The organism is Sphingomonas sp. M1A8_2b (genome assembly GCF_053345535.1).
Genome location: NZ_JBKFAH010000004.1, coordinates 49,869 through 63,205 on the forward strand (window position 1 = coordinate 49,869; position 13,337 = coordinate 63,205).

Below are 13,337 nucleotides of genomic sequence, written 5' to 3' on the forward strand. Positions count from 1 at the left end.
TACCAAATTTGTGCGGGCGGGGGGAGGGGGCGCTTACACCCCTCTCCCGTCGGGGAGAGGGAGGGGCCCGCATGCTCTTGCAGGTGGGAGGGTGAGGGGCGTGAGGCTCAGACCGTTCGCCCCAACGCCCCTCACCCTTCCGTCGCCAAGCGGCATCTCCCTCCCTCTCCCCGTGGGGGAGAGGGACTAGGGCCAAACGATGTGTGCTCATACATACCCCTCTCCCCTCGGGGAGAGGGAGGGGCCCGCATGCTCTTGCAGGTGGGAGGGTGAGGGGCGTGAGGCTCGGACCGTTCGCCCCAAAGCCCCTCACCCTTCCGTCGCCAAGCGGCGCCTCCCTCCCTCTCCCCGTGGGGGAGAGGGATTACGGGGTCACTTCTTCACGGCCGCCGGCACCACCGCCATCGTCCAGTCCTTCTCCGGCCGCAGGTACTTCGCGGCGGTCGCCTGGAGGTCGGCGGGCGTCGTCGCCACCAGATCGCTCGCGATCCGCTGCGTCGCCGCGATCCGCCGCGGATCGAACGTCGCGCCGCCGAGCTGTTGCAGCCAGAACTGGTTCCCGGTAGAGGCGCGCAGGATATACTGCCCCATCGGCTTCCTGATCCGGTCGAGCTCGTCCGCCGGGATCGGCGTCGACACCAGTTCGGCGGCGATCTGCCGCGCGATCTGGAAGAAGAACGCCACCTTCTCGGGTGCGACCTGGCCGATCGCCACGATCCGCCCACCGGTGGTCATCCCGACCGGCCACTGGCTCGACACGTTCGGGCTGTAGCTCGCGCCCGCCGCCTGCCGCAGTCGCTCGAACAGCCGGTCGCTGAACACCTGCGCCAGCACGTCGAGGCGCCGCGACTCGACGATGTTGTCGATCCCGCCGCCGGTCGGCCACGCGATCACGGCGGCCGCCTGGTTCTCGGGGCCGGTATGCGCGCGCATCACCGGCGTCGTGTTGTGCGCCGGGAAACCGACCGGCGCGCCGACCGTCGACACCGCCGCGCGCGGCTTCATCGCGCCGAACGTCCTGGCGACCGCGGCGATCGCCTCTTCGGTCTTCACGTCGCCGAAGATCGAGACCTCGACCGGTCCGGTCTGCAGGATCGGCTCCCAGAACGCGCGGAAGTCCTTCGCGTTCAGCGCCTCGACGGTCGCCTTGGACGGCGTGCCCCAGCGCGGGTCGCCCGCGCGCAACAGGCCTTCGAGGTCACGCGACAACACGCCGTCGGGCGACGAGTCATAGCCCGCAAAACCGGCCAGCGCCGCAATGCGGGCGCGGGCGACGGGTGCCGGATCCCACGCCGGGAAGGCGAGCTTCGACGCCATCAGCCGCAACTGATCGGAATAATCCGCCGGCGAGGTGATCGCGCTCAGCGTGAAGGCGTCGTCGTCGATCCCGAAATCGAGCCCGATCCGACGTCCCGCGGTCAGCTGGTCGAGATCGCCCTGGTCGAGCTTGCCGATGCCGCCCGCGACCAGCGCGAGATCGCCTGCCCAGGCCGGCGTCGGTCGGGTCGACGGGATCGCGGTATAGCCGCCGCCGAACCGCACGCGCACATAGACGCGCCCGGTTTCGCCGGTGTTCGGGAACAGCAGCACGCGCGTCCCGTTGGCGAAATTCACCTGCTCCATGTCGAACGCGGCGATCTTCTCGCGGCTTGCGACGACGCCCGGCTTGCCGAGCGACGGCAGCTTCGAGAAATCGACTGCGGCCTGCGCGCGCCGCTTGCCCGCCAGTCCCGAGACGTCGGCCTTCAACGCGGTCGCGAGCTTTGCCGCCGCCCCGGCATCGGGCGTCTGCGTGTTCACCAGCGCGCGCGTCGCGGTGCCTTCGAAGATCGCCTTGCTCGACGCGAGCAAGGTGGCGGGCGTGAACATGCCCTTCGCCTTGGCGTCCTGCAAAATCTTGTACGAGGTTTCCGGCCCGGCCACCGTCTCGCGGATGTCGAGCGCGCCGACCATGTCGTCGGCCTGCTTCGACCCCGCCTCGACCCGCTTGGTCTCGACGTCGGTGCGCATGATCGTGTCGAAATCGGCATATTCGCGGTCGACTTCGGCCTGGCTCGGCGCATTGGTCTGGGCGTCGGCGATCACCGCGCGGACGTCCTTCAACGCGGCTTCCCAGTCGGTCCCGATCGGTACGATGTTGACGCTCGTCAGGTTCGCCGAGCGCGAGACGTCGTCGATCGACACGCCGGCTTGCAGGAAGCTGCCGCCCGCCCGCGCGCGTGTTTCGAGGCGGCGGCTGATGAGGCGGGTGGCGAGCACGTCGACCAGCCGCTTCTGGTTCATGATCGCGGTGTCGTCCTTGTACACCCACGGGCGGACCACACCGAGCGTGACCACCGCGGGGATCGCCGGTTCGGCGATCGACGCCGCGACCGGCGCCTTGGGATCCGGCTTGCCGAAATCGGGCGCCGGGGTGAACGGGTCGGTGCGCTTCCAGTCGGCGAAGTTCTTGACGATCAACCGTCCGAACAGCGCCTGATCCATGTCGCCCGAGATGATGACGACGGTGTTCTCGGGCCGATACCAGCGATCGTGGAATGCCTTGACGGTGGCGCCGGTCGCGGCCTCCAGCGTCTTGATGTTGCCGATCGGCGAGCGATCCGCGAGCGGCTGCCCGGCGAAGAAGGTCGCGCGGATCGCATCGCCGAACCGCACCTGCGGGCCCGGCTGCTCGCGCTGTTCGGCGAGCACGACGGGGCGCTCGGCGGCGACCGACGCGTCGGTGATCGTCGGCTTTTCCATCATGCCGGACATGATCTTCAGGCTCTCGTCGAGCCCCGCTTCGGTCGCCGACGGCAGATCGAGTTTGAAGGTGGTCGAGGTCGGCGTGGTCTGCGCGTTGGTGTCCGAGCCGAAGGTCGCGCCGAACCGCTGCCAGACGCGCTTGGCCTCGCCGTCGGGGACGTATTCCGACCCGCGGAAGGTCAGATGCTCGATGAAATGCGCGAATCCGCGTTCGCTGTCGGTCTCGTTGAGCGAGCCGGCATCGATCCGCACGCGCACCGAAACCTGGCCGGGCGGTACGCCGTTCTTGCGCACCGCGAACCGCATGCCGTTGGGGAGCGTGCCGAACTTCCACTCGGGGTCGCGGGTGAGATCGCTGCCCTTGTAGAGCCACGCGGTCGTATCGATCCCCGGCAGTTCGGGCAGCGTCGGCGCTTCCTTGGCGGACGTGGGGGCGGGGGCCGCAGCCGGCTGAGTCGCCATCTGCCCGCTCGCGGGGATCGCGAGGCCGAGAATGAGGGGGATCAGGACGGGGGCGCGATACAAGCGCGGGAAGGACACCATGGCGCATCTGTAGCGCCCCCGCGAGCGCATCGCCAGCGTCACCCCGCGTACCGTCGCCCCAATGCCATCATTTCGTCCAACACCCGGCGTATGTCGTGGCGGAGCAAGGGGATCGGCGTCGCGGCGCGCCGGTATACAGGGTCAAGATGTCGGTCGAAGCGAAGCTGGAACGGTCTTCAATATGGCGGGATTTGGGCGAGCCGGGCGCGCGGCGCGGCGCCCGCGTGCCCGATCTAACCGTGATCTCGGGGGCGCCAAAGCCCGGCGCGCCGATGGTGGCGGACGCCAACCGTCCGCTGACCATCCGCGTCGGCAAGCAGTTGCGCGGCGTGTTCGACCGGATGATCGCCGCGTCGTCGCTGGTCGCCAACGACCCGGTGCTCGACGTCCGCGACTTCGCCTGGACCGCGGTCCTGCGCGAGAACTGGGCTGCGATCCGCGACGAGGCCCGCACGGTCGCGTTGCGGGGCGACGCATCGCCCAGCCTCGCGACGATCTCGCCCGATCACCGTGCGATCGCCAAGGTCGACAAATGGCGCTCGTTCTTTCTCTACGGCTATGGCTATCCGATCGAGGACAATATTGCGCGCTGCCCGCAGACCGCGGCGGCGGTCGCCCGGATTCCCGGCCTCAACAGCGCGTTCTTCTCGATCCTCGCGCCCGGCACGCATATCCCCGAGCATCGCGGCGTGACCAAGGGGCTCCTCACCTGCCACCTCGGCCTGATCGTCCCGCGCGACGGCGACGCCCGCATGCGGGTCCATGACCGCACCGTCCGCTGGGCCGAAGGCGAGACGTTGGTGTTCGACGACACCTATCGGCACGAGGTGTGGAACGACACGTCCGGCACCCGCGTCGTCCTGCTGATCCAGGTCGAACGACCGTTGCGCAATCCCGGCAAGTGGATCGCCGACCTGTTCCTCAGAACCGTCCGCCGCTCCGCCTTCGTCCAGGACGTGATCCGCAACATCAGCCTCTGGAACGCCGCAGTGAACCAGCGCGGGGGGTGACGCTTCGGGCGGGTCCGATCGTTTCGGACTCGAACCAATCCGGACCGGTCTTCCCACCACGTCCTCCCGTCTGCTGCTACGCTCGCCCGAACAGTGGGAGTGGGCATCGTGGGCAACGATCGTGCGACACCGAGATACATGCTGACGATCGACGGCGGCGGCATCCGCGGGCTCATCCCCGCGCTGATCCTCGCCAATCTGGAGCAACGGGTCGGGCGACCGCTGCACAGCTGTTTCGATCTGATCGCCGGCACCTCGACCGGCGGTATCATCGCGGCCGGGCTCACCGCGCCGAGCCGGCACGATCCCAAGCAGGCGGCGTGCACGGCGCGCGACCTCGCCGACCTGTATCGCAACGACGGCAAGCGGATATTTCCGCACATACTCGGCCTGTCGCGGCGCCTGCCGGGGTTTCCCTACAGCGCCCGGCCGCTCGAGAAGATCCTGGCAGAGCGGATCGGGACGACCGCGACCACGCGCGATGCGCTGACCAACATCGTTATTCCGGCCTACGACCTGCTCGGGCGCGAGGCGGTCTTCATGGCCGGCGGTCCGGGCTATAATGCCGCGGACAAGGACCCGCAGCGCACGTTCCCCCTGCATATCGCCGCGCGTGCGACCTCGGCGGCACCGACGTTCTTTCCGCCCGCCGCGATCCCGGCGACGGCGGCGGTCGGGTCGACCAAGGCCATGCCCGAGCTTCTTCTCGTCGATGGCGGAGTCTTTGCCAACGACCCGACGATCGCGGCGATCACCGAGGCGCCCAAGCTCGGCTGGGACATCGGCGATCTCGAAATCCTGTCGCTGAGCACGGGCAGCTCCGATCGCCCGTACAAATCCGCGGGACATTGGTCGATCTTCGGCTGGGTCAATCCGTTCCGCCGCGTGCCGATCGTCTCGATCCTGATGCAGGCTGGGTCCAGCACGATCTCGTATCAGGCCGAGCGGCTGGTGGGCACGGCGCATTACGATCGCGCCGACTTCACGTTGTCGCCCAATGGCGGCGGGCTCGACGATGCAAGCCCGGAGCATCTCACCGAACTGACGAAGCTGGCGGTCGCGTGGATCGCCGAACACAAGGACGTGCTCGACCGCTGGGCCACCAAACTAAAGACGAAGTGATCCTTCGCTACCGATCGCGTCCTGGCGCTGTCCGGCACCGGGTTTCGAGGGGGCGGGCCGCGTTTGGCCAATAGCGGCAGTGTGCCTGGTGCAGAGGGAACGCTGCGCTCGGCGTCGGAAAGAAACCGTTTCTCGTTCCCCGCTTGATCCTCCGCCCCCGTCGGGCCACATGCGGTTCATGCTCATCGAAACGGAATCCACCCCGAACCCCTCGACGTTGAAGTTCCTGCCGGGACGCGCCGTCATGGACGCCGGCACGCGCGACTTCGCCACCCCCGAGGAGGCCGAGACCAGTCCTCTGGCCGAGGCGATCTTCAACCTCGGCGACGTCACCGGCGTGTTCTTCGGCCGTGATTTCGTGTCCGTGACCGCCGCGCCGGGCGTCGCCTGGTCGGACCTGAAGCCCGACGTGCTCGCGATCCTGCTCGATCACTTCTCCGCCGCGATGCCGCTGTTCAAGCCCGCGCGCGCCGGCTTCTCGGTGCCGTCGGACGAGCCCGCGCTGTCCGATGATCCAGCAGACGCCGACATCGTCGCGCAGATCCGCGAACTGATCGACACGCGCGTCCGTCCCGCGGTGGCCAACGACGGCGGCGACATCGTCTATCGCGGCTTCGACAAGGGCAAGGTGTTCCTCCAGCTCCAGGGCGCCTGCGCGGGGTGCCCGTCGTCGAGCGCCACGCTCAAGAACGGCATCGAGCAGCTGCTGAAATACTATGTCCCCGAAGTCACCGAAGTGAGAGCCGTCTGATGCGTCAGAAACTCGACGATACCGTCCTCGACACCGTCTTCCGCGAAGCCCGTACCTATAACGGCTATACCGACGAGCCCGTGGCCGAGAGCGAACTGCACGCGATCTGGGACCTGATGAAGTGGGGCCCGACGTCCGCCAACCAGCTTCCCGCGCGGCTGATCTGGGTTGCCAGCGACGAGGCCAAGCAGAAGCTCGCGGATGCGTGTAGCGCGCAGAACAAGCCCAAGATCCTGAACGCCCCGGTGTCGGTGATCATCGGCATGGACACCAATTTCCACGAACACCTCCCCGAGCTGTTCCCGCACGCCGACGCCAAGTCGTGGTTCGACGGCAATGCCGAACTGCGCGAGGCCTCGGCGTTCCGCAACTCGTCGTTGCAGGGCGCGTATTTCATCATCGCCGCGCGGATGCTCGGGCTCGATACCGGGCCGATGTCGGGGTTCGATGCGGGCAAGGTCGATGCGGCGTTCTTCCACGATACGCCGGCGGTGCGGACCAACTTCATCTCGACGCTCGGCCACGGCGATCCCGCGACTATTTTCGGACGCTCGCCGCGTCCCGACTTCGCGAAGTTCAACACGATAGCCTGAAGCGGGACCTGCTCCCTCTCCCCTGCGGGGAGAGGGTCGGGGTGAGGGGCAGTTGGGAAGGGCAGCGCTCGCGGCGCCCCTCACCCTGCCCTCTCCCCTGGGGGGAGAGGGTAAGAAGTCATGCGCACCTTAGTCATCGAAACATCCACCACCGCCTGCTCGGTCGCCCTCATCGAGGACGGCGCGCTCCTTGCGCGCGAGCATGACGTGGTCGGCCGCGGCCATGCCGAGCGTCTCATCCCGATGATCGCCGAGCTCCCCAACGGCGGCTGCGCGGACCGTATCATCGTCGACTGCGGCCCTGGCAGCTTCACCGGCGTTCGCGTCGGCATCGCCGCCGCCCGCGGCCTGGCGCTCGGCTGGGGCGCGGAGATCGCCGGCTTTTCCTCACTCCCCCTCATCGCCGCGGCCGCTTTTTCCGAGCGACCAACCCACGATATTGCGGTGATCATGGAAGGGGGCCATGGCGAGGTCTTCATGCAGGCCTTTGCCGCCGATCTGTCGCCGCGATCCGACATGGTATCGCTGAAGCCCGACGCCGCGCTTGCCGCGCTGGCCGGACGGCGCGCGGTCGGCAACGGCGTCCGCTGGCTCGCCGCGCTCGACGACACGATCGACCTGACCGAGGCGCTCCCCGACGCAGCCTCCGCGATCCTGCTCCCCGGGGCGCTGACCGCGCTGCCGCCGAGCCCGATCTACGGCCGCGCGCCCGACGCCAAACCGTCGGTCCCGAAATAATGGCCACCCGTCAGGCTGCGGCCCGCACCGTCACTCTCCGCATCGGCGACGCACGCGATCTCGCGATCGTCGACGCGCTGATGACCGAGGCGTTCGACCCGCGCTATGGCGAGGCATGGACGCGCAGCCAGTGCCTCGGCGTGCTTGCGCTGACCGGCGTCCACCTGACGCTCGCGTTCGTCGACGATGTCCCTGCCGGCTTCACGATGACGCGCTCGGTCGCCGATGAAGCCGAACTGTTGCTGATCGCGGTAGCCCCCGATCATCGTCGTCGCGGGGTCGGCAACGCGCTCCTCCGCGCGGCGATCGCGGAATGCTCGGCCGGCAATATCGCAAAACTCCACCTCGAAGTCCGCGCCAACAACGACGCGGTCAAGATGTACGGCGCGCACGGCTTCACCAAGGTCGGCGAGCGCCGCGCCTATTATCGCGGCAAGACCGGCGTCGCTTATGATGCCCATACCTATTCGCGAGTTATCAACGGTTAAGGCTTATTGCGAGTCACTATCCCTTTTCGCAACAGCGCGGAGGCCCTACATGGCACTCAACGAGGGAATGACACATGCCGCGCAAGATCGATCTGGAAGCACTCTGCAACGAGAAGGGCCTGCGCATCACCGAGCAGCGCCGCGTCATCGCGCGCGTGCTGTCCGAGGCGGACGACCATCCCGACGTCGAGAAGGTCTATGAGCGCGCGTCGCAGATCGACCCCGGCATCTCGATCGCAACCGTCTACCGCACTGTGCGGTTGTTCGAGGAAGCCGGCATCCTCGACCGCCACGATTTCGGCGACGGCCGCGCGCGCTATGAGCCCGCCCCTGAGGCGCATCACGATCACCTGATCGACGTCGAGAGCGGCAAGGTGATCGAATTCGTCGACCCCGAACTCGAGCAGTTGCAGAAGGCGATCGCGGAGAAGCTCGGCTTCCGGCTGGTCGATCACCGCATGGAACTCTACGGCGTTGCGCTTACCCGCAAGGACTGACGCGATCGGCCGGATCCGCCTTGGCGCGCGGTTGGCGGCTTTGCTGCTGGCGCTGGGGATCGCGCTGGCGCTGCACGGCACGTGGCGAATGTTCGGGCGGAAGTCGCCCTGGCCGCCGCGGTTTCTGGGGCTGGTCGCCCGCATCGTTGGCGCGCGCGTGCGCGTTGTCGGAGCACCGCTGCGTCACGACGTCGTCTTCGTCTCCAATCATTTGAGCTGGATCGACATCCTGCTGCTGTCCGGCGCTACCGGCAGCGCGTTCGTGGCGAAATCCGAGCTCCGCAGCGCGCCGTTGGTCGGCTGGCTGTGCACGCTGAACCACACCATCTTCGTCAGCCGTGGCGACCGCATGGCGGTGACCGCCCAGATCGCGCAGATCCGCGACGCGCTAGCGGCGGACTGGCCGGTGACGTTGTTTCCCGAGGGGACGACGGGGGACGGTACCACGCTCCTTCCCTTCAAGGCCGCGCTCCTCGCTGCGCTCGATCCGCCACCGCCTGGGGTTCGGGTACAGCCGGTGCGGATCGATTACGGCGCTGCGACGAGCGAATTGGCGTGGGTCGGTGACGAACCAGGCCAGCACCACGCCGCGCGCGTTCTGAAGCGCCGGGGGACGTTCGTCGCGACGCTCCACTTCGCCGAGCCGTTCTATCCGGCGGAGTTTGGTGATCGAAAGGCCATCGCAGCCGAAGCAAGGCGCCGAATGGAAGCGCTCTAAGCAGCGCAAACCGTTTCCCCGCGAAGGCGGGGACCCAGACGGGGCTCCCGCCTTCGCGGGAGAACACGGGGGCGGGGCCAGTCCTGCCCCAGTAGATCAACACCACCCCGGCGAAGGCCGGGGCCCAATTGGGGAACAATCGTAACGAAAGTACGCGCTTCGTTACTGCGACCTCCCAATTGGGCCCCGGCCTTCGCCGGGGTGGAATAGCGAGTTGTCAGGACAGGCCTGAAACTCACCGGCTCCAAACCTCACCCCGAATACAAAGCATCCAGTCGCGCCCCGTACACCTGCTTCAACACATGCCGGCGGATCTTCAGACTCGGCGTCAGCTGCTCGTTCTCGATCGTGAACGGGCCATCTGCCAACACGAAGCGCCGGATGCGTTCGGTGACCGTCAGCTCCTTGTTCACGCGCTCGATCGCATGACCGATCGCGGTGCGGAACTCGCTGTTCTCCGCCAGCCGCGCGAAGCTGCACGCGTCGCCGTTGCCCGCGCACCATTCCTGCGTCCATTCCGGGTCGGGGACGATCAGCGCGACCATATAGGGGCGACGGTCGCCGACGATCATCGCCTGGACGATCTCGGGCTGGAGCGTCAGCATGCCCTCGACCTTTTGCGGGGCGACGTTCTCGCCCTTGTCGTTGATGATCAGGTCCTTCTTGCGGTCGGTGATGCGAATCCGCCCGCGCTCGTCGATCTCGCCGACGTCGCCGGTGTGGAGCCAGCCGTCCTTCAGCACCTTTGCGGTCTCGGCATCGTTGCGCCAATAGCCGTGCATGACGAGTTCGCCGCGGACCAGGATCTCGCCATCGTCGGCGATCCGCACCTCGGTGTCCTTCAGTGCTGGCCCGACCGAATCCATCCGCACGCCCGCCTTGGGGCGGTTGCACGAGATCACCGGCGCGGCCTCGGTCTGGCCGTACCCTTGCAGGAACGTCAACCCGAGCGCTTCGAAGAACAGCCCGACCTCGGGGTTGAGCGGCGCGCCGCCCGAGATCATCGCCTTCAGCCGGCCGCCGAACTTCTTCGAGATCTTCGGCTTGAAGAGGGTGGCGACGGCGGCCTGCATCGGCCGGTCGATCAGGCGCAGGCGACCGGCATAGCGCTTGCCGCCAATGTCGAGCGCCTGGCGCAGCAGGTAGGCGGACGCGCCACCCTGTTTCTCGATCGTCTTCGAGATCCGCGTGCGCAGCACCTCGAACAGGCGGGGCACGACGAACATGATCGTCGGGCGCGTCTCCTCGATATTGGCGGCGAGCTTCTCGATACCCTCCGCGTAATAGATCTGGCCGCCGAGCGAGATCGGGAAATGCTGCCCACCGGTATGTTCATAGGCGTGGCTGAGCGGCAGGAACGACAGGAAGACCTCGTCGTCCCAGCCGAAATCCTCTGATATGACCGAGGCACACCCCGCGCAGTTGTGGAGGATCGCGCCGTGGTGCTGCATCACGCCGCGCGGTGCGCCGCCGGTGCCGCTCGTGTAGATGATGCAGGCGAGGTCCTCGCGCGCGAAATTCGCGCGGGCGGCGGCGGCATCTGGCGCGGTCGGGTGCGCGGCGATCAGCGCGTGCCAGGTGTGGAAGTCGATTCCGGCAGGGACCTTCATATCCTCGAGCCCGATCACCGTCTGCGCCTGGTTCGAGCGCACGACCGCGGGGAGCAGCGTCTTGGCCAGCTTGGCGGTCGACACGATGATCGCGCACGCCCCGGCATTCTCGATGATGTGGAGATGATCGCGCTCGGTATTGGTGACATAGGTCGGCACGGTGATGCACCCCGCCGCCATGATCGCGAGGTCGCTCAGGCACCATTCGGGGCGATTTTCGCTGACCAGCATGACCCGGTCGCCGCGCTTCAGACCGATCGCGGTGAGCGCGGTGGCGAGGCTTGCGACCTGTTTCGCGGCGTCCGCCCAGCTGGTCGCCACCCAGGCGCCGCTGGTCTTGGTCCACAGGAACGGCGCATCGCCCTTCTCCGCCGCGCGCGTGAAGAACATCGTGACGAGGTTCGGGAATCGTTCGAGCTGGCGGGCCATTGTCTCTCCCTGGGCGCTGTGCCGTTGCGCCTTGTACGACGCGATTCTGAGCGTTGGACGGTTAGTGCGTCATAACCGGCGGGGGCTCAACCCCATCCGCTACCACGGGCAAAGCACCTCCCCGGCGGAGGCCGGGGAGGTGGCGGTGTCCGGGGAGATGTTAGGTTTTGGCGTTACTCCGGCGCGCGCTGGAGGACGCCGACGCGCTGGATTTGCGTGACGGTGCCGTCCTGACTGATCGCCACGCCCTCGCTGCGCGGGTCCGCGGCGCCGACCCATTTGCCGCCGACGCGCTCGATCGCGTTCGCCTTCAGCCCAAGCGCGGCGACCTCGACCGTCTCGCCGAGCGCCTGCAACGCCGGGACCATCGTCTCGCGTTCGGTGCCCTTTTCCGCCGCCGCGACATGCCCCGGCGCATACAGCAACCCCAGCGCGATCGAGTCCTGCGCGGACAATTTCCAGTCGACCACGCCGACGATCGCCTTGGCCACCTGCGCGATGATCGTCGAGCCACCCGCCGCCCCGACCGCGAGGCGGACTTTCCCGTCGGGACCGTAGACGATCATCGGCGACATCGAGCTGCGCGGCCGCTTGCCGCCCTCGACCCGATTGGCGACCAGCGCGCCGTTCTTCTCGGGCACGATGTCGAAATCGGTGAGCTGGTTGTTGAGCACGGTGCCGTCGACGGTGATGCCGGAGCCGAAATAGCCCTCAACGGTGGTGGTCACCTCGACGACGTTGCCGCGCGCATCGACCGCCGCGATGTCGGTTGTGCCGGGGACTTCGCTGACCGGCGCGCGGACGCGGGCAGGGGCGCCTGGGGGCGAGCCGGCCGTGACGTTCGCCATCGTCGTGGTCGGCGAGATCAACGCCGAGCGCTTGGCCAGATAGGTCGGGTCGAGCATGCCCTTGACCGGCACGCGGACGAAATCGGGATCGCCGACGTACAGGTCGCGGTCGGCGTAGGCGAGGCGCGAGGATTCGGCGAACAGGTGCCACGCCTGCGCGCTGTCCTTGCCGAGCTTGGCCATGTCGAAGCGTTCGAGCTGCTTCAGGATCATCAGCACGGTGATGCCGCCGGACGAGGGCGGTCCCATCCCGCAGACGCGGTAGATGCGGTATTTGACGCAGACCGGTGGACGGTTCTTGGCGTCGTAGCTGGCGAGGTCGCCGAGCGTCATCTTCGACGGGTTGCGTGCGGCGGTGTTGACGGCGGTGACGATCTTCTGTGCCTCGGGGCCGACATAGAAGCTGTCGGGGCCGCGGGTGGCGATCCGTTGGAGGAGGGCGGCCTGCTGCGGGTTCTTGACCGTGTCGCCGACCGCGACCGGCGTTCCGTCTGCCTTCGAGAACAGCGCGCGCGTCTCGGGCGTCACGTGGCCGCCATACGCCGCCATGCCGTTGACGAGGCGCGGGGTGACCTGGAACCCGTTGGTCGCGATCCGGATCGCGGGGGCGAACAGTTGCGCCCAGGGCAGCTTGCCCGAGGCGCGGTGCGCGAGCGCCATGCCGCGGAGTGCGCCGGGAATGCCGACGCTGCGCCCGCCGGGGACCGCGTCGCTATGGCTCAGCGGCGTGCCGTCGGGGGCGTAGAACCAGCGCGCATCGGCGGCGGCGGGCGCGGTCTCGCGCGCGTCGATCGTGCTGAGCGCGCCGCCTGCGGCGTGGGAGATCCAGAAGCTGCCGCCGCCGATCCCCGAACTCTGCGGCTCGACGACGTTGAGCGCCAGCATCGTCGCGATCGCCGCGTCGGTGGCGCTGCCGCCGGCGCGCAGAATCTCGACGCCCGCGGCAGCGGCGCGGGGGTCGGCGGCGCTGACCATGCCCTGGTCTTTGGGGCCGGGAGCGGGTTGGCGCGCCTCAACGGTGGCGATGGGGACGAGGAGGGCGAGCGCGAGGAGAGAGGTCTTCATTGCTGACGAGCGTAGCGCGGTTCGACTGTGAGGCAAGTCTCGCCGTCCGACCTCGCGATCCTGCCCCGCCAGGGGGGGGGGCGCCGAAGGCGACGGAGGGGGAGGACACGGCGCAGGGGTTGCTCTTGCCGCCCCCTCCGACTGGCAAGCGCCAGCCACCTCCCCCTGGCGGGGGAGGAT

The 13,337-nt window shown here is 68.0% G+C and carries 11 protein-coding genes; 8 read left to right on the forward strand and 3 right to left on the reverse strand.

Going from position 1 to position 13,337, the window contains the following annotated elements; translation table 11 throughout:
* Positions 1 to 372 precede the first annotated feature (372 nt).
* Complete coding sequence (locus tag ACLBWL_RS15355) at positions 373 to 3,288, reverse strand: M16 family metallopeptidase (RefSeq protein WP_447794517.1); 2,916 nt, start codon at positions 3,286 to 3,288, stop codon at positions 373 to 375.
* 146 nt (positions 3,289 to 3,434) lie between these two features.
* Between ACLBWL_RS15355 and ACLBWL_RS15360 the strand changes: the two genes are divergently transcribed.
* From ACLBWL_RS15360 to ACLBWL_RS15395, 8 genes are all read left to right on the forward strand, one after another.
* Positions 3,435 to 4,298, forward strand: coding sequence for an aspartyl/asparaginyl beta-hydroxylase domain-containing protein (locus tag ACLBWL_RS15360; protein ID WP_447794519.1), 864 nt, complete (start codon positions 3,435 to 3,437; stop codon positions 4,296 to 4,298).
* 138 nt (positions 4,299 to 4,436) lie between these two features.
* Positions 4,437 to 5,420: a patatin-like phospholipase family protein gene (locus tag ACLBWL_RS15365; RefSeq protein WP_447794521.1), complete on the forward strand. Its 984-nt coding sequence runs from the start codon at positions 4,437 to 4,439 to the stop codon at positions 5,418 to 5,420.
* 178 nt (positions 5,421 to 5,598) lie between these two features.
* Positions 5,599 to 6,171 (forward strand): NifU family protein, encoded by a 573-nt coding sequence (locus ACLBWL_RS15370; RefSeq protein WP_187504735.1) that lies wholly within the window; start codon positions 5,599 to 5,601, stop codon positions 6,169 to 6,171.
* Complete coding sequence (locus tag ACLBWL_RS15375) at positions 6,171 to 6,764, forward strand: malonic semialdehyde reductase (protein WP_447794523.1); 594 nt, start codon at positions 6,171 to 6,173, stop codon at positions 6,762 to 6,764. The genes ACLBWL_RS15370 and ACLBWL_RS15375 overlap by 1 nt, the downstream gene beginning before the upstream one ends.
* Before the next feature lie 120 nt (positions 6,765 to 6,884).
* Complete coding sequence (tsaB, locus tag ACLBWL_RS15380; protein ID WP_447794525.1) at positions 6,885 to 7,502, forward strand: tRNA (adenosine(37)-N6)-threonylcarbamoyltransferase complex dimerization subunit type 1 TsaB; 618 nt, start codon at positions 6,885 to 6,887, stop codon at positions 7,500 to 7,502.
* Positions 7,502 to 7,990 carry a GNAT family N-acetyltransferase gene (locus tag ACLBWL_RS15385; RefSeq protein WP_447794527.1) on the forward strand — a complete coding sequence of 163 codons (489 nt, stop codon included), beginning with the start codon at positions 7,502 to 7,504 and terminating at the stop codon, positions 7,988 to 7,990. Before tsaB ends, ACLBWL_RS15385 begins: the two co-directional genes overlap by 1 nt.
* A 74-nt stretch (positions 7,991 to 8,064) precedes the next feature.
* Positions 8,065 to 8,487, forward strand: coding sequence for a Fur family transcriptional regulator (locus ACLBWL_RS15390; RefSeq protein ID WP_056047123.1), 423 nt, complete (start codon positions 8,065 to 8,067; stop codon positions 8,485 to 8,487).
* Positions 8,465 to 9,205: a lysophospholipid acyltransferase family protein gene (locus ACLBWL_RS15395; protein WP_447794529.1), complete on the forward strand. Its 741-nt coding sequence runs from the start codon at positions 8,465 to 8,467 to the stop codon at positions 9,203 to 9,205. Before ACLBWL_RS15390 ends, ACLBWL_RS15395 begins: the two co-directional genes overlap by 23 nt.
* Before the next feature lie 251 nt (positions 9,206 to 9,456).
* Here ACLBWL_RS15395 and ACLBWL_RS15400 read toward each other — a convergent pair whose 3' ends face one another.
* Both ACLBWL_RS15400 and ggt read right to left on the reverse strand, forming a co-directional pair.
* Entirely contained in the window at positions 9,457 to 11,244 is a 1,788-nt protein-coding gene (locus tag ACLBWL_RS15400) for an AMP-dependent synthetase/ligase (RefSeq protein WP_447794531.1), read from the reverse strand.
* A gap of 173 nt (positions 11,245 to 11,417) precedes the next feature.
* Positions 11,418 to 13,157, reverse strand: coding sequence for a gamma-glutamyltransferase (gene ggt / locus ACLBWL_RS15405; RefSeq protein WP_447794533.1), 1,740 nt, complete (start codon positions 13,155 to 13,157; stop codon positions 11,418 to 11,420).
* Positions 13,158 to 13,337 lie beyond the last annotated feature (180 nt).

Excerpts from the sequence above, each read along its gene's own strand:
- ACLBWL_RS15355 (WP_447794517.1), bottom strand. The coding sequence starts at position 3,288 with ATGGTGTCCTTCCCGCGCTTGTATCGCGCCCCCGTCCTGATCCCCCTC.
- ACLBWL_RS15360 (WP_447794519.1), top strand. The coding sequence starts at position 3,435 with ATGTCGGTCGAAGCGAAGCTGGAACGGTCTTCAATATGGCGGGATTTG.
- ACLBWL_RS15365 (WP_447794521.1), top strand. The coding sequence starts at position 4,437 with ATGCTGACGATCGACGGCGGCGGCATCCGCGGGCTCATCCCCGCGCTG.
- ACLBWL_RS15370 (WP_187504735.1), top strand. The coding sequence starts at position 5,599 with ATGCTCATCGAAACGGAATCCACCCCGAACCCCTCGACGTTGAAGTTC.
- ACLBWL_RS15375 (WP_447794523.1), top strand. The coding sequence starts at position 6,171 with ATGCGTCAGAAACTCGACGATACCGTCCTCGACACCGTCTTCCGCGAA.
- tsaB (WP_447794525.1), top strand. The coding sequence starts at position 6,885 with ATGCGCACCTTAGTCATCGAAACATCCACCACCGCCTGCTCGGTCGCC.
- ACLBWL_RS15385 (WP_447794527.1), top strand. The coding sequence starts at position 7,502 with ATGGCCACCCGTCAGGCTGCGGCCCGCACCGTCACTCTCCGCATCGGC.
- ACLBWL_RS15390 (WP_056047123.1), top strand. The coding sequence starts at position 8,065 with ATGCCGCGCAAGATCGATCTGGAAGCACTCTGCAACGAGAAGGGCCTG.
- ACLBWL_RS15400 (WP_447794531.1), bottom strand. The coding sequence starts at position 11,244 with ATGGCCCGCCAGCTCGAACGATTCCCGAACCTCGTCACGATGTTCTTC.
- ggt (WP_447794533.1), bottom strand. The coding sequence starts at position 13,157 with ATGAAGACCTCTCTCCTCGCGCTCGCCCTCCTCGTCCCCATCGCCACC.